At 69.4% G+C, this 16,031-nt stretch carries 12 protein-coding genes; 1 reads left to right on the top strand and 11 read right to left on the bottom strand.

Annotated features, from left to right (window positions below; all coding sequences use genetic code 11):
- Window positions 1–106: 106 nt before the first annotated feature.
- Entirely contained in the window at window positions 107–1,054 is a 948-nt protein-coding gene (locus tag NGF19_RS06970; RefSeq protein WP_289734451.1) for a ScbA/BarX family gamma-butyrolactone biosynthesis protein, read from the bottom strand.
- A gap of 110 nt (window positions 1,055–1,164) precedes the next feature.
- Here NGF19_RS06970 and NGF19_RS06965 point away from each other — a divergent pair, with 110 nt between their 5' ends.
- Window positions 1,165–1,830, top strand: a complete 666-nt coding sequence (locus NGF19_RS06965) for a ScbR family autoregulator-binding transcription factor (protein ID WP_252423017.1) — start codon at window positions 1,165–1,167, stop codon at window positions 1,828–1,830.
- Between the two features lie 102 nt (window positions 1,831–1,932).
- Here NGF19_RS06965 and NGF19_RS06960 read toward each other — a convergent pair whose 3' ends face one another.
- From NGF19_RS06960 to NGF19_RS06915, 10 genes are all read right to left on the bottom strand, one after another.
- A complete protein-coding gene (locus NGF19_RS06960; RefSeq protein ID WP_252423016.1) occupies window positions 1,933–3,294 on the bottom strand; it encodes a tryptophanase in 1,362 nt (453 codons plus the stop codon).
- A complete protein-coding gene (locus NGF19_RS06955) occupies window positions 3,276–4,505 on the bottom strand; it encodes a tryptophan dimethylallyltransferase family protein (RefSeq protein WP_252423015.1) in 1,230 nt (409 codons plus the stop codon). Before NGF19_RS06955 ends, NGF19_RS06960 begins: the two co-directional genes overlap by 19 nt.
- A gap of 241 nt (window positions 4,506–4,746) precedes the next feature.
- Complete coding sequence (locus tag NGF19_RS06950) at window positions 4,747–6,078, bottom strand: cytochrome P450 (RefSeq protein WP_252423014.1); 1,332 nt, start codon at window positions 6,076–6,078, stop codon at window positions 4,747–4,749.
- The gene (locus NGF19_RS06945; RefSeq protein ID WP_252423013.1) at window positions 6,075–6,680 is read right to left on the bottom strand and encodes a GTP-binding protein; all 606 of its coding nucleotides are present in this window, start codon (window positions 6,678–6,680) and stop codon (window positions 6,075–6,077) included. The genes NGF19_RS06950 and NGF19_RS06945 overlap by 4 nt, the downstream gene beginning before the upstream one ends.
- Entirely contained in the window at window positions 6,655–7,032 is a 378-nt protein-coding gene (locus NGF19_RS06940) for a DUF742 domain-containing protein (protein ID WP_252423012.1), read from the bottom strand. Before NGF19_RS06940 ends, NGF19_RS06945 begins: the two co-directional genes overlap by 26 nt.
- Before the next feature lie 5 nt (window positions 7,033–7,037).
- Complete coding sequence (locus NGF19_RS06935; RefSeq protein ID WP_252423011.1) at window positions 7,038–7,439, bottom strand: roadblock/LC7 domain-containing protein; 402 nt, start codon at window positions 7,437–7,439, stop codon at window positions 7,038–7,040.
- Window positions 7,436–8,608 (bottom strand): sensor histidine kinase, encoded by a 1,173-nt coding sequence (locus NGF19_RS06930; protein WP_252423010.1) that lies wholly within the window; start codon window positions 8,606–8,608, stop codon window positions 7,436–7,438. The genes NGF19_RS06935 and NGF19_RS06930 overlap by 4 nt, the downstream gene beginning before the upstream one ends.
- Window positions 8,609–8,922: 314 nt before the next feature.
- The gene (locus NGF19_RS06925) at window positions 8,923–11,604 is read right to left on the bottom strand and encodes a SpoIIE family protein phosphatase (RefSeq protein ID WP_252423009.1); all 2,682 of its coding nucleotides are present in this window, start codon (window positions 11,602–11,604) and stop codon (window positions 8,923–8,925) included.
- Between the two features lie 198 nt (window positions 11,605–11,802).
- Complete coding sequence (locus NGF19_RS06920) at window positions 11,803–12,954, bottom strand: glutathione-independent formaldehyde dehydrogenase (protein ID WP_252423008.1); 1,152 nt, start codon at window positions 12,952–12,954, stop codon at window positions 11,803–11,805.
- A gap of 260 nt (window positions 12,955–13,214) precedes the next feature.
- Window positions 13,215–15,644 (bottom strand): DUF8508 domain-containing protein, encoded by a 2,430-nt coding sequence (locus NGF19_RS06915; RefSeq protein ID WP_252423007.1) that lies wholly within the window; start codon window positions 15,642–15,644, stop codon window positions 13,215–13,217.
- Window positions 15,645–16,031: the final 387 nt, after the last annotated feature.

Raw genomic sequence — 16,031 nt, 5'->3', positions numbered from 1 at the left:
CGGTGGTCTCGAGCACATCCGGAACCAGAAACATAACGAACGCTACGCTTGCTCCGAGCGATCGTGGCCATTTGCCACCGCAATACCCACGTGTGGGTGACGCCCATCAATAGCGCAGCAGGCCCGTCGCGGTCTTCGTATCGCCTTGCCGCATACGGAAGAAGGCGATGGAGCCGTATACGGAGCAGTGAATGGCGGCGGGCGGTGCGTGTTCGGTGAACCGCGCGGCCGTCATACGGCAGGAGACGGGGCGGAGCAGCTTGCCTGCGCTGCGCAGGGCGATCGTCTGCCGGGCCGCCTCCAGCAGGGCCATCCCGGGCACATGGTCCGTGCCGTGGTCGAAGAAGAAGGGATGGCGGGGGTCGGCGGGGTCCACCAGGACGCGGTCGCCGTCCTGGGAGACGACGACGTCCGACGCCGACTCGAGCCCCAGCGCGGCCGGTCGGGGGCGTACCCCCTGGTGCCGTGCCGTCACGGCCGTAGCGGCCCGGGAGCGCAGGGCGTCGTAGAGCCGGGCGTCCAGGAACCGCGCCCCGCCCTCGGCGTGGGCGAACAGCCGCCCGTCGGCGAAGAAGTCCACCCGCATCCGCAGCCCCGTCACCGCGTTGCCGCGCCTGCCGGTGCGGAGGTCGGAGACGGTCGCGAGACAGCCGATCTCGCTGGCACCGTGCGGCGCCCTCGGTTCGGCCGCCGGGTCGAGCCGGAAGGAGAGGTCGCCGATCAGGAAGCGGGCCGTGCGTGGCACGCCGAAGTACCGCAGCGGAACGCAGATCCCGAGCTGGCGCAGCGTCTCGACGATCATCCAGGGGCTGTGCCGGTCGTCGCGTCCGCGAGGGAACGTGGGATGCGAACGCGTCCACGCGGCGGCGGCGCAGAAGGTCAGCGGACCGCAGGCGCGCACATCCGTCAGCAGGACCTCGGCCACCGAGATCCGGTGCACCCACTCACGCTCGACGGTCCTTGAGCGGTCGAGAGCGGAAAAGGAAGCGAGGGCGGCTTGGAGGGAGCCGGTCGTCGATTCCCCTGCGTTCCGCGTTTGCTGCCCGGTATCCATAGCAAAAGGCTAATAAGACTATTGCTGTTTCCGCATGCCCGGTTTTCGTTCCCGTGCCTCCGGGCCGCTACATTCCTCCTCGCGACTCACCGACAGACAAGGGAACACACGTGCAGGATCGGGCGGAAGCAACCCGCAATGCGGTACTCCATGCGGCGGCCGAGCTGTTCTCCGAACGGGGATACGCGGCGACCAGTATCAGCGACATCAGTGAACGGTCCGGGCGCACCAGCGGGGCGATCTACTTCCACTACACGAACAAGGAACAACTCGCCCTGGCCCTGGTGGACGCGCACTTCTCGGCCTGGCCCTCGGTGATCGCGCGTCATGACGCCACCGCGCGCCCCGCCCTGGAGAAGCTGGTGGGGCTGAGCTTCGCGGTCGCCCGTACCTTCCGCGACGATGTCCTGGTCCGCGCGGGCGCCCGGCTGTGGACCGAGCGGAAGTCCATCGACATCGAGATGCCGTTGCCCTTCGTGGACTGGATCACCACGGTCGAGCGGCTGCTCGCCCAGGCGCGTGCCGCGGGGGAACTCGCCGCCCAGGCGGAGCCCAGCCGTGACGCCCCCAATCTGGTCGCCGCGTTCTTCGGGCTGCACACCCTCTCCGACGTCCTCGACGACCGCATGCTGATCGAGGACCGGCTGGCCAACTTCTGGCTGCTGCTTCTGCCGGGCCTCCAGGCCGATCCGGCACCCCGGGCCCTGCTGGCCAGGGCGGGCGGCCGGGTGACGACGGGCCACCCGGCCCGCGTTCCGGACGGCACCGAACGATAGACACACAGAGCATGAGTGAGGCGGCCGGGTCCGTGGCCTGGCCGCCTCATTCATGTCACGCTCGCGCTCCGGCCACCGGTGGTCTCAACGGCCGGGAGCGGTTCACGCCGGCTGGAGCTTCGCGCGGAAGTGCCGCAGGATCGGGGACTGTTCCACGATCCGGTAGCCGCGCACGGAATCCGCGTTCTTGGCGATGCGCGCCAGGGTCTCACCGATGTGGTCGTAGTGGCTGCGCGTGTAGACACGCCGCGGCAGGGCGAGCCGGACCAGCTCGTACGGCGCGCTCTTGATCGGGTTGCCGGCCTCGTCCTCCTCGCCGAGGTAGAGGGAGCCCAGCTCGGCCGCGCGGATGCCGCCTTCCAGGTACAACTGGCAGGACAGGGCCTGGCCGGGGAACTCGTGGGCCGGGATGTGCGGCAGCAGTCGTCCGGCGTTCAGGTACACGGCGTGCAGCCCCGCAGGCTCGAGGATGTCGACGCCGGCGGCCCGGACGCGGTCCGCGAGGTAGCGGGCGGCGTCCTCCCGCTCCGCGAGGTAGGCGGGCTCGGTCACCTCGCGCAGACCCTGCGCGATCATGTCGAGGTCACGTCCGGCGAGGCCGCCGTAGGTCGCGAAGCCCTCGGTGGCGATGAGGAGCTGTTCGCACTTCTCGGCGAGTTCGAGGTCGTTCAGGCCGACGAAGCCGCCCATGTGGACGATGGCGTCCTTCTTGGCGCTCATGACACAGCCGTCGGCCAGCCGGAACGCCTCCTCCGCGACCGAGCGGGGGGTGCGGTCCCGGTAGGCGGCCTCGTGACGGGTCACCAGCCAGGCGTTCTCGGCGAACCGGGCGGCGTCCAGGAACATCGGAACGCCGTAGCGCCGGCACATCTCCGAGGTCTTGTGGAGGTTCTCCATGGAGACCGGCTGACCGCCGCCGCCGTTGTTGGTGATCGTCATGACCACCACGGCGACCTTCGGGCCGTCCGTCGCGCCGAGGTAGCGCTCCAGCGCCTCCAGGTCGATGTTGCCCTTGAACGGCTCGTGGCTGTCCAGGTTCTTGGCCTCGGGGCAGGGCAGGTCGACGGCCTGGCAGCCCGCGAGCATCACGTTGGCCCGGGTGGTGTCGAAGTGGGTGTTCGACACGACGATGCCGCCGGCTTGGAGGAGCGTCGAGAACAGGATGCGCTCGGCGGCGCGGCCCTGGTGGGCGGGCAGGATGCGCGCGAAGCCGGTCAGCTCCTTCACCGTCTCCTCGAAACGGTAGAAGGAACGCGAGCCCGCGTAGGACTCGTCACCGTCCATCCCGACGGAGAGCTGCGCGGCCGACAGCGCGCCGGTGCCCGAGTCGCTCAGCAGATCGATGGTGACCTCGTCGGCCCGCAGATCGAACGGGTTGTAGTGCACCCGCTCCAGGGCTGCTTCGCGCTGCTCACGGGTGGTGATCGCGATGGGTTCGACGACCTTTATGCGGTACGGCTCCACGCTGCTCCTCGTTCCTGCTTCTGGGTGTTCTGCTGGGGGACTGATGTCTGACGGCCGGGGTCGGCCTGTTCTTCGGCGGGCACCTGCCGGGGGGACGGCAGGACGGCCGGCGGCGGGACCTCGTACGCCTCGGAGGAGATGTACGTGGTCACGCGCGGCGCGCGGCCGTGTTCCTGGGCCAGCGCCAGATAGGCGATGAGTCCTCGCCCGTCCTGGGGGGACCGTGCGGTCACGGCGGCCATCGACCGGGCGAGCGCGGCTTCGTCCATGCCGTGGCGGCGCAGTGCGCTGACCGAGCGCGTGTGGGCCTCGCCGTCGTGGCGCACGTAGTCCCTGACCGGGATGTGGAGGGTGAAGCCGGTCGGCTCGCCGCTCGTCGTCCGGGTGAAGGAGTGGCAGGTGAGGGCGGGCTTCCCGGCCAGCCGGGTGTCGTCCTCGGCGGTCGCGTCGTCGTATCCGGCCGCGTTCCGGAAGAACCACTCCGCCGCCTCGTGGTCGAAGCCGGGGTTCCGCCGCGCCAGGGCGCCCGCCTCCGTGGCCGACAGGCTGTGGTGCATGACGTAGACCTTCACCCGGGGGGCTTCCCAGTCGCCCAGGTCCAGGGCGAGGAACGGGTAGCCGTCGGCCGGGGGCAGTGCGTCGAAGGCCTGCCGGTGGCCGAGCCGCTCCAACGCCTCACGGACCGTCTCCGCGGCCCGGTCGGCCCCGCGCGCCGAGGGGTTCAGGTACACCTTCAGCTTCGGGACCCCGCCGGGACGCAGCTCCAGCGCGCACCACACCGCGAGGAGACCCTGCGGGGAGGGCGGGAAGAACAGGTCTTCCAACAGGTCGAGCTTGTCGGTGGCGAAGCCCCAGTTCTTGGCCATCTGCCGGATGACACTCAGCCCGATACGGCCGTTCTCCGCGAGGCTCTCGGCGTCGCACCCGGGCTCCAGGAGCACCCGCAGCGCCGGGGCGGCGCCGGGCGTGAAGGAGAGGGAGTACTCCACCGGCGTGTGGTCGTCGGACAGGAAGCTCCGGGAGGGGGGTGGCAGAGCCAGGGAGCGCTCCGCCACGGGACCCAACGCGTCGATCAGAACCTGCGCATACGTTTCTGCATCGGCTCGGTCCAGCCCCGCGATCTCGCAGAGGCGCAGCAACTGGTCCGCCGCGAACCCGCCCAGCTCCTTGACTCCGGGAGTCTTCCGGCCGACGGACCGGGAGGCGATCATCGCTTCTCCCGGCGACGGCCGGAGGGTGTACCGGGGCCTGTGAGGGACACGGAGGCGCACTCCCGAACGGTACGTCGGCGAAGACGGGGTGTGACCGCGGAGTACGCGGCGGAAGCAGCGCCGGCGGGTATGTGAGGCACAAGACTCCTTCAACTCATGATCAACATGAATGCCGCGCTACTCCCTACCCCGCCTGACGCACCGTCATGCGGCATCCCACGCATGGCTGTTGTTAGCTATGTCACCCCTTCCACCAGGACAGGAAGGAGCTCCACAGTCCTCGTTCCTGGTGGTTCGGCGCGCTGTCGCGTTCGGACGAGGCCGCCTGCACCCGGGGGGCCGGGCTCAACTGCCGTACGGACGCGAGCGGGGTGAAGCGGACCGGCAGGGTGGCCAGGGCCCGGTTGAAGGGGCCGGGGCGCCAGGTCAGGCTGTCCTCCGGTACCGCGAGTTCGACGTCGGGGACCTGGTTGAGCAGGTTCTCGATGGCCGAGACGGTGATGAGCCGAGCGGGCTCCTTCGACGGGCAGGCGTGCGGTCCCGCGCTCCACGCCAAGTGGGCGCGGCTGCTGCCCGCTTGACGCGACGCGGCGAGCGCCGGACCGGCGTTGGCGGCGGCGAAGCTGATGAGCATCAGCTCGCCCGCCGGGACCTTCTGGTCGCCGAACTCCACGTCGGACGCCGGATAGTGGGGCGCGTAGTTCGACATGGGAGGGTTCTCCCACAGCGTGTCGTCTATGGCCTCCTCTATCAATCCACCCTTGGCGTACCGGTCGTGGGTGAGGAGTCGGTGCAGGGTGTTGCCGATGAGGTTGCGCAGCGGCTCGGCTCCTGCGCCGAGAAGCAGCACCAACTGGTGGGCCATCTCCTGGTCGTCCAGGCGCGCCTGATGCTGCATCAGCCAGGAGGTGACGTCGTCACCGGGCTTGACGCGCTTGAGCGAGACCAGCTCGCTCACGGCCTGGAACAGCACCTCGTTGGCCTTCTCGGCGTTTATGCCGTCGAAGATGCCGGAGATACCGAAGAGGACCCGGTCACCGATGTCCGCGGGGCAGCCGAAGAGTTCGTTGAACACGAACAGAGGAAGCTGCTTGGCGTAGTCATTGAGGAGGTCGACCGAGCCGCGGGTGGCGAACTGGGCGATCAGGTAGTTGGAGACCCGCTCGGTGCTCTGGCTGAGCCGACGAGAGTCCACCCGGGCGAAGCTCTCGGTGACGGCCTGGCGCAGCCGCAGGTGCTCCGCGCCGTCGCTGAACATGCAGTTGGGCCGGTACGTGAGCAGGGGGAGGACGGGGCTGTCCGGACTGACCCTGCCCTCGTTGAGCTCCCGCCAGCGGCGCGAGTCCTTGCGGAACACACCGGAGTCCTGGAGCAGTTGCAGCGCCGCCGCGTAGTCCGTGACGAGGGTGGCGTCCACGCCGGGCGCCAGCTCGACGGGGGCGGTCGGCCCGAACTGCCGCATGTACGCGTAGTACGCCTGCGGGTCGGCGGCGAACTCCGGGCCGTACAGGGGTACTCGGCCGTGGGCCGGGCAACCCGGTGGTGGCACCGGTGCGGTGGAATGGTCGTTCATATCTGCTCCTGGAGAGCTCGGTCCTGCAAGAAGCGGACGAGCGTGATCAATGCCGCGGCCGACGATTTCTCGTCCCGCGCGTCACAGGCGACGATCGGCGTGTCGTCGAGCAGGTCCAGCGCCTCGCGCAGCGCCTTCTCCTCGCGTACCGGTGAACCGTCGAAGCGGTTGACGGCTATGGCGTAGTCGAGTCCGTACTGCTCTATCAGGTCGATCACGGCGAAGGAGTCCGCCAGCCGCTCGGGGTCGACCAGCACCAGCGCGCCGAGGGCGCCCCGGGCCATGTCCTCCCACATCTGCACGAACCGCTGCTGGCCGGGTGTGCCGAACAGATACAGCACGACGCGCTCGCTGATGGTCAGACGGCCGAAGTCCATGGCCACCGTGGTGGTGGTCTTGCCGTTGACGCCCTTGAGGTCGTCGACCGACTCCCCGGCCCGCGTCATCGTCTCCTCGGTGGAGAGCGGGGGGATCTCGGAGATCGCTCCGATGAACGTGGTCTTCCCCACCGCGAAGTGCCCGACGACCAGGATCTTCACCGGTGTCTGGTTGGCTCCGTCGCGAACGTAGGCCGTCTCATCCAAATTTGGCCCGGAGACCATCCAGCACCTCCTGAAGGATTTCCCGGTCGGCGAGGACGGCACGCGCGACCGGCGGGCGGGTGAGGATATATCCGCCTTCGACGAGGGAAGCGAGAAGGATCTTCACCACTCCGAGCGGCAGCCGCGTGTGCCCCGCGATCTCGGCGACCGAGAGGTAGCCGCCGGTGCACATCGTCAGCAGGTTCTGTTCCTCCGGGGACAGCCTGTTCGGGCGCTGGCGGTCGTCCAGCGTCGCCGTGACCAGGGTGATGAGGGAGAACTGCTCGTCGTCGGGGAGGCTGCGCCCCTTGGTGATGACGTAGGGGCGTACTAATTCCGCGGCTTCGGGCTCCGGCTTGTCGGGATCGGTCATGGGCGTCATGGGCGCATGCCGATGTTCTCGCGCGGCGGGGTCATCAGCGACTTGCCCAACTGGCCGACGAGTTGCTGCATCCGGAACGTGATGTCACCCATGTCGACCTCGGGCGAGGCCGAGACCGCGAGGTACGCGCCCTCGCCCGCCGAGATCAGGAAGACCCAGCCGCCGTCGAACTCGACCAGCGTCTGGCGCCACTGCTGGCCGGAGCCGCCGCAGAAGAACCCGATCGAACGGCTCAGGGACTGCACCCCGCTCATCGCGGCGGCAGCCGTGTCTCCCATGTCCTTGTCGACCCCCTTGGAGCGGGCCATCAACAGCCCGTCGGCGGAGACCAGGACAGCGTGCAGGGCCCCGGGAAGCTCCAGAGCGCTGTCAAGCATCCATGACAGATCGTTGTTCACGGGATCTCATGCCCTTCGCTTGCATCGCGTGTGTTGCTCAACTGCCCCATGGTGCGCGGATCCGTGGTACGGCCGGACCGGGTGCCCCGTTGGAAGGCGGCCATGATCGCCGCGGTGTCCTCGTCGGAGCGCTTGGGGGCAGCGGGTGTGGCCGTCGTGTCGTTCTGCACGAGGATCATCGGCCGCTTGCGGCGTCGCTTGGGAAGGCCGTCGGAGGTCATGGACGGGTTCAGGGAGGTCTCCGGTCCGGTCGGTGCCGACGTGGGCACGGCACCGACCGCGGCCGGTGCCGGCTCCTTCCGCTCCGGCATGCTGGTGAGAAGCTCGTCGGGCAGCAGCAGGACCGCCCGGACGCCTCCGTAGGGGGAGGAGGAGTCCACGGACACCGTGAACCCGAAGCGCTCACAGAGCACACCGATCACCGCGAAGCCGAACTGCGGAGGGTTGCCGAGTCCCGAGACACCCGAGGCGCGCTCGCTCGACAGAAGCCTCTCGGCCCTGGCCCGCTCCTCGTCGTTCATACCGACACCGGCGTCGTCGACGACGATGCAGATGCCCTTGGGGACGGTGCGGACGTTGATCTCGACGATCGTGTCCGGGCTCGAGTAGCTGGTCGCGTTGTCGAGCAGCTCGGCGAGCGCCAGCGCGACCGGCTCGACCGCCCTGCTGGTGATGCCGAAGTCGACCTGCGAGAGGATCTCCACCCGCTGGAAGTGGCGGATCCTGCCCTGGGCGCTGCGGACCACGTCGTAGACCGACGCGACGTCGCGGTGCCTGCCCACCCAGCCCTGGCACAGCACGGCGATGGACTGGGCGCGCCGACCGAACTGCGAGTTCATGTGGTCGATTTCGAGAAGATCCTGGAGTACGAGGGACTCGCCGTATTTGGACTGCAACTTCGAAATGATGAGCTGCTGTTCACCCGCGAGACCCTGCAGCGTCCGCATAGCGGACTTGAGTGCCGACTTGGTCTCCTCTTCGGCCTGTTCCTGAGCCTTCCTGACCGATTCCGAATACCGGTTCTCGAGCTCGGTGTAATGGTTCCTGACCTCGTCGACTTCCCGTCGTGCGCTCCGCGCCGCCCTGCGTTGGCGAACAGCAACGGCAGCGGCGGCAGGGGTGCCGACGAGGAAAGCCCAGAGTGCCGGGTCCTGTATGTACTGCGTCATAAGACTCTCTTCAGACGACTGAAGGCCAGCGGCTGATTTCGCGTCAATGCGGAGGAACCGGTGGGTCGCCCGCACCGAATTCACCGCCCGAGCCGCCCCGTTGGTCACGGATGCCGTTTCCTACGTCCATCCGTCCGCTCGGCAAGTGCGGTGATCGTATCACCGCCATGGCAGGCGACAGACCGTCAACCAGATCCTCACCGAGGACCCCTGATGGGGCATCAGCTTGCTTCGCTCATACGTTCTGACGTGCCCTCACTCGCCGGACGCGGTCCCTCCGCTCGTGCCGCCGCACACCCGCCGGACCGCACCGGTCAGATCTCCTCGAGCCGTGCCGGAAGCGCCAGTTCCGCCCAGATCACCTTGCCCTGGGCCACATACCGGGTACCCCAGCTCTTGGCCAACTGCGAGACCAGGAACAGGCCACGGCCACCCTCGTCGGTCGTCGCGGCGTAGCGCAGATGGGGCGAGGTGCTGCTGCCGTCGGCGACCTCGCAGATCAGCGTGAGGTCGTGAATCAGCCGTACATGGATCGGCTCGGAGCCGTAGCGGATGGCGTTGGTGACCAGTTCGCTCAGGACGAGTTCCACACCGAAGCCGAGTTCGTCGAGGCCCCACTCCTCGAGTCGGCCGGTCACCGCCTCGCGCATCCCCGCGACGGCGGCCGGGTCGTGCGCCACGTCCCAGTTGGCGATCCGGTCGGGCGGCAGCGCCCGGGTGCGGGCGATGACCAGGGCGACGTCGTCCGTGGGCCTGCTGGGCAGCAGTTCGTCCAGCACGGCCTGGCAGCTCTCCTCCGGCGACCGGTCGGGATGCCCGGCCAGGGCCTGCCGCAGCATGTCCATCCCCACGTCCAGATCGCGCCTGCGGTCCTCGATGAGGCCGTCGGTGTAGAGGACCAGTTGAGTGCCCTCGGCGAGTTCCAGCTCGGCCGTCTCGAACGGCAGGCCGCCCACACCCAGCGGCGGCCCGGCCGGCAGATCGGGGAAGGTGACCTGGCCGTCGGGGTGGACCAGCGCGGGTTCCGGGTGTCCGGCGCGCGCCATGACGCAGCGCCGTGTCACCGGGTCGTAGACCGCGTACAGACAGGTGGCGCCCACGACCGTCTCCGCGCTCGTCTCGTCCCGGTCGATGCGGCCGACCAGGTCGTCGAGGTGACTGAGCAGTTCGTCGGGCGGCAGGTCGAGCGCGGAGAAGTTGTGCACCGCGGTCCGCAGGCGTCCCATCGTGGCGGCGGCGTGCAGCCCGTGGCCCACCACGTCGCCGACGGCCAGGGCCACCCGGGCCCCCGACAGCGGGGTCACGTCGAACCAGTCCCCGCTCACCCCCGACTGGGCCGGGAGATAGCGGTAGCCGACGTCGAGGGCGTTCTGCTCGGGCAGGGCCCGGGGCAGCAGGCTGCGCTGGAGGGTGACCGCGAGGGCGTGCTCGCGGGTGTAGCGGCGCGCGTTGTCGATGGTGACCGCGGCGCGGGCCACCAGCTCCTCCGCCAGCGCCAGCTCCTCCTCGTCGAACGGCTCGTGCTGGTTGCAGCGCCAGAAGCTGGCCATCCCCAGCAGGACACCGCGCGCCCGGATCGGGGCCACGATGAGCGAGTGGATGCCGTACTCCAGGATCTCCTTGGCACGCTCGCCGTCCTGCACATGCCAGACGCTCGTGGTGGACAGATCCGCCAGCAGTTCGGAGCTGGCGGTGGCGTAGCCGCGGGCCTGGGGTGTGTAGGACGGGAAGGTGATCAGCCGGCCCTTCTCGTAGAAGGGGTAGTCGTCCCGGATGCCGCACACGGCGATGCGTCGCAGGGTCGCCGCCCTGGTGGTCGGCTCCTCGCCGCGCAGTACGGCGTCGGCCAGGTCGACGCTGACGAAGTCGGCGAAGCGGGGTACGGCGACCCGCGCCAGCTCCTCGGCGGTGCGGGCCACGTCGAGGCTCGTACCGATGCCCACGCCGGCGTCGTACAGCAGTTTGAGCCGCTCCCCCACGACCTGTGCCCTGCCGGACACCGTCTGCAGTTCGGTGGAGTCGCGCAGCGTCACCACCGTTCCCTTGGGGCCGCCGCCGCGGTCCGTGAGCCGCTGGTTGACCACCAGGAGCCGGTCCCCGGCGAAGTGCACCTCGTCGCTGGCCTCGCGGCCGGATTCGAGCAGCGCGGCCATATCGGGTTCGAGGCCCGGCAGCTCCGACACGCGCCGCCCCTCGGCGTCCCGGGGCAGTTCGAGCAGCCGCCTGGCCTCGTCGTTCGCCAGGAGCAGCCGCCCGTCGCCGTCCACGATGAGTACGCCTTCGCGTACGGAGTGCAGCACCGCGTCGTGGTGCTCGTACATCCGGCTCATCTCGTCCGGGGCCAGGCTGTGGGTCTGGCGTTGCAGCCGCCTGCCCACGAGGGCCGTCCCGGCCGTGGCCAGGGCGAGGGCACCGGCCCCGGCGCCCAGGATGATGGGAATCTGCCGGTTCACCTGCCCGGTCACGTTCTGGACCTTCATCCCGGCCACGACGACCCCGATCACCTTGCCGTCGGCGGTCTTCACGGGCACGACGGCCTGCACCTCGCGGCCCAGTGGCCCGTTGACGTTCTCCGTGTGGGCCTTGCCCTGGAGCGCGGGACGGATGTCCCCTATGAGCGGCTTGCCGATCAAGTGCCTGACGGGGTGGGTGTAGCGGATGCCGTGGGTGTCCGTGACGACGATGAAGTCGACGCCCGCGGTCTTGCGCCCCGCCTCGGTGGCCGGCTGGAGCACCGCCGTCGGGTTCGTGGTCCGCAGCGCCGCCACGACGCCCGGAGAGTGCGCGAAGGTCTGTGCGACGGCCACGACGCGGTTCCTGGCCTCGGTGCTGGTCTCCCGCCGGGACTGCAGCAGGAGCAGGAAGACGGCGCAGGCCACGAGCAGCAGGATCAACGCCACCTGGAGAAGGAACACCTGCCCGGCGACACTTCGTGGGCTCTTGCCGACCAGTGACCGCAACGGCATTCGCCGGAACCGGGCGAAACGGTCCACCATGTGCCCCTTTCTAGCACCGGTGATCCCTCACGGCCATGTCGGGAGACAAGCCACGGGACCGGCACTCGGGAGTGGTCACGGTGGGCTCGCGCCGGACGACGCAGAGGCAGGGGGCAGGTGAGGCGGACGAGCGGGGCGGGTGAGCAGCCCGGCCGGACGGGGACGGATCAGCGACGCACCCGGCTCCGGGCCCGTCCCTCACGCCACAGGTGTGTGACCGGGGTGCAGCACCACCTTGGTGTACCCCTCGATCCGCTTGTCGAACTTCTCGTACGCCGACGGGGCCTGTTCCAGCGGGAGTTCATGGGAGACCACGAAGGCGGGCTCGGCCCGTCCGGCGATGATCAGGTCGCGCAGCTGGCGGTTGTACTGCTTGACGTTGCACTGGCCGGTGCCCACCCGCAGCCCCTTCTCGAACAGCCTGCCGATGGAGACGAGCAGTTGGCCCTTCTTGGCGTGTTCGTCGGGAGCGCCCGGGTCCGCGGGCACATACAGTCCCGGCACGCCGAGCATGCCGGTCGGCCGTACCGTCTCGACGAGCGCGTTGAGGACGACCGCGGGCTCCTCCTGACCCGGTTCGGCCCCCTGGGCCTGGTATCCGACCGCGTCCACGCCCTTGTCGGTGCCCTCGCCGCGCGTCTTCTCCTTGATCTGCTCGGCCGCGTCGCCCTGGGTGAAGTCGATGGGGACGGCGCCGATCTCCTCCGCCTTGGCGAGCCGCTCGGGCACGCGGTCGACGCAGTAGACCTCCGCCGCACCGCGCAGCAGCGCGGAGTAGGCTGCCATCAGCCCCACCGGTCCGGCGCCGTACACGGCGACGCTCTCGCCCGGGGACACCTCGGCGAGTTCGCATCCGTGGTAGCCGGTCGGGAAGATGTCGGCGAGCAGGACGAAGTCGGACTCGAAGTCCCTGCCCGGCGGCAGCCGCAGGCAGTTGAAGTCGGCGAAGGGCACTCTCAGCCGCTCCGCCTGGCCACCGGGGAACGGGCCCATCGCCACATAGCCGTAGGCTCCGCCCGCGAAGCCCGGGTTGACCGTGAGGCAGTAACCGGTCTTGCCCGCAAGGCAGTTCTTGCAGAACCCGCAGGCCACGTTGAAGGGCATGACGACGCGGTCCCCATGGACCAGGGTGGTCACTCCGCTGCCGATCTCCTCGACGATGCCGAGGTTCTCGTGGCCGAAGACGATGCCCGGCTCGGCCGCCGTACGGCCCTCGTACATGTGCAGGTCCGAGCCGCAGATCGCGGACGACGTGATCCGGATGACGGCGTCGTTCGGGTGCTGGACCTCCGGCTCCTCGACGTCCCGTACGGCCACCTGGAAGGGCTTCTCGTAGACGACGGCTTTCACGTCGGTCACCTCCGCGTCGAGCGCTCGATGACGGCGGCGTGGGAGCCGGACCGCTTCCGGCGGGGACGTTCAGGCAGACGCGGCCCCGGCGGGCTGTGCCGTGGCCCCGGATGCTCTCGCTCCACCGCCGACTTCTTTCAGGTAACGCCCGAACGGCGTGGGTCGCAACCCACGCCGTTCGGCACCACAGGTGTGGCGCGCACGCCACACGGTCCCCGTCGAAGGGACGATCCGCCGCCAGAGACGGCTACTTGAGACGGCTACTTGAAGCGGACCACCTGCGGGTCGTGGTCGCTCGTCTGGTCGGAGAACTCGGCGTTGATGTGGACGACGTCGTAGTCCGGCTTCTTGATGCCGGGCGAGACCAGGATGTGGTCCAGGGTCTGCGAGTTGCCCTCGTAGACGTAGCTGTACCGCTCGTTCACCGGCAGCGTGTTGATCAGGTCGGTGAGGACACCGCCCGAGGTCAGCGTGGCCAACGGCGTGGAGTACTGGTAGTCGTTCATGTCACCGAGGACGACGACCTTGGCCTTCGCGTCCTTGGCGAGGAGGCTCGCGACGAAGCCGTTGACCTCCTCGGCCTGCTTCGTGCGCTGGACCTCGGAGCCGAGCGTCGGCGGCTGGAGCGCGCCGTGCACCGGCTGGTCGCCGCCCTTGGAGTTGAAGTGGTTGCCGATGACGAAGAACCGCTTGTTGTCGTGGCGGAACACGAACTCGCCGACCAGCGGCTTGCGGCTGCTCTTCCAGGCGTCCGAGGTGGGGGCGATCCTGCCCGGCGAGGCCGAGAGCCGCACGCCCTTGTCGCCGTCGCGGACGGCCTCGACGGCCGTGGTGGAGTCGCCGCCCGGACGGTCCACGAAGCTGACGCGCTCGGGGTTGAAGAGGAAGACGATACGGATGTTGCCGCCGGGCTGGCCGCCGTCCTGGTCGTTGACCGGGTCGATGGAGCGCCAGTCGTACGCCGGGCCGCCGGCCGCCTTGATGGCGTCGACGAACTTGGCGACGGTCTTGTCCGCCGCGACCGTGCCGTCGTCCGTGGCGCCGTTGTTGTCCTGGATCTCCTCCAGGCTCACGACGTCCGGCGCGGCCAGGTTCTTGACGACCCCCTCGGCCAGGCGGTCGAACTTGCTCTGCGCGTCGCCCGGGGCGAGGTTCTCGACGTTGTACGTGGCGACGGAGACCTCGTTGGACTTGCCCTTGCTCGCCACCTCGGGGGTGAGGCCGCCGGACTTCACCTGGCCGAGGGAGGTCGCGTCGAGGGTGTAGCCACCGTAGTTGGAGTAGTCCACGGGGCCCGTGGTCGTCCCGGTGAGGGTGTCACCCACGTCGGCCTTGATCTTGTCACCGGTCAGCGGAGTGACCAGCAGACGGCCGGAGTTGGGGTCGGTGTAGCCGGTGACGACCGTGCCGCCGCGCGGGGTCGGGTTCTGCTGGGGCTTGGTGGTGATCCACGTCTCGTTGTAGTCGTTGCTGGCGCCCACCACACGGGTGTCGGTGACCTGCACCCGCATGCCCTCGTGCGCTTCCAGCCAGTCCAACGCGTAGGTACCGGGCTGGAGTTCCAGACCCTCGATGCTGCCGCCCCCGGCCTGCGGCACATAGGCGTCGGGCAGCGTCGAGGCGTCGATGACCGTCGCCTTCGGCAGTTCGTTGCCGGAGGACAGCACGATCGCCTGCGGGCCGGTCAGTTCGGTGACGGACTGCGCGCCGCTGCTCTGGCCGCCGGGGTAGTACTCGCTCACCTTGCCCGAGACGAGCACCGAGTCGCCGACCTTGACCTGCGGGGTGGCCGAGCCCGTGAAGACGAAGATGCCTTCGCTGGTGGCCGGGTCCGCGTCCGGGGCGGTGTCCTCGATCCAGTACCCCTTGGAGCCGGTGCTGCGCACGGCGGTGACCACGCCGGGCACGTTGGTGACCGTCTTGCCGTTCTGCGGCGAGATACGCGTGGTGCCCTGGATGTCATGGATCCGCAGGGCGCCCGGGGTGGTGTCGGTGGGCGTCGGGGTGGGCGTGGGCGTCGTGGAGCCGCCGTCGCCCGCGGAGTTACGGGGACCGGGCGTGGCGCCGGTGAAGTCGGCCGCGTTGTCGTCCGTGTCCGTGAGCGTGGCGCCACGGGTGACCGAGGTCGTGTTGCCCGCCCCGGTGGCGGGGCTGCCCTCGCGGACCACGGCGGTGCCGAAACCGACGAGGTCCTTGATGGTGCCGTCCGCCGCGCAGTCGGCCGCGGTCAGGCAGGTGAGCGCGGTGGTGGAGTGGACCAGTGCGACGGTGCCCGAGGTCGCCGACATGGCGATGGTGCCGGTGGCGTCGGGGGTCGGCAGGGCGGTGTCGCCGCCCGCGCCCTTGGCCTCCGCGACCAGGTAGCTGCCGCCCGCCGGGAGGGCGCCCGTGAGCGGGGTCACCTGCCACTTGGTGCCGGAGCCGGGCGAGCCGCTGAGGTACTGCACGGACCAGCCGCCGAGGTCGAGCGGCGCGGAGCCCGCGTTGCCCAGCTCGATGAAGTCATGGGTCAGGGAGGCACCGGAGTTGCCGCCACCGCCGTAGACCTCGGAGATGACGGCGTCCGAGGACGGCGCCGCCTGGGCGGTGAAGGGAAGCGCGACGAGCGATCCGGTGAGACCGATGGGGAGGGCCACGAGAACGGCCTTGGCACCTTTGCCGCGCAGGGCCGGGGGTATGCGTGAGGACACGTGGAGCTCTTTCTTGCGGGAACAAGACGTGAGGAAGACGCAGGCTGACCATGAGAGAGGGGCGGTCACCGGGAAGCGGGGCGCCCCTGAAGTCGGCCCAAAGATACGCGCGTAGATACGGGTCAACAAGAGACCGAGGGCGTCGAACGGCAAGCGTTTCCCAACTGTTCCCCGAAAGTACGGACCTTGGTGACGCGGGCGGACGTACGACGCCTGACACGGCGTCACTCGCGCCCGCCCTCGCCGCAGAGGACACACGGAGGACGCACAGAGGGCGCGCAGAGGAACACAACGGGACCCGTAAGAGGGGACCCCGGGCCATAGGGCCGCACCTCGGCCCTATAAGGTCAGGAAGCAGACCCGCGCATCTACTTAGGTTTGCCTTAG

The sequence above is a fragment of the Streptomyces macrolidinus genome (assembly GCF_023887685.1).
Classification (GTDB): domain Bacteria; phylum Actinomycetota; class Actinomycetes; order Streptomycetales; family Streptomycetaceae; genus Streptomyces; species Streptomyces macrolidinus.
The sequence above is the reverse complement of the archived record's forward strand: the minus strand, read 5'-3'. Positions and strand labels throughout refer to the sequence as shown.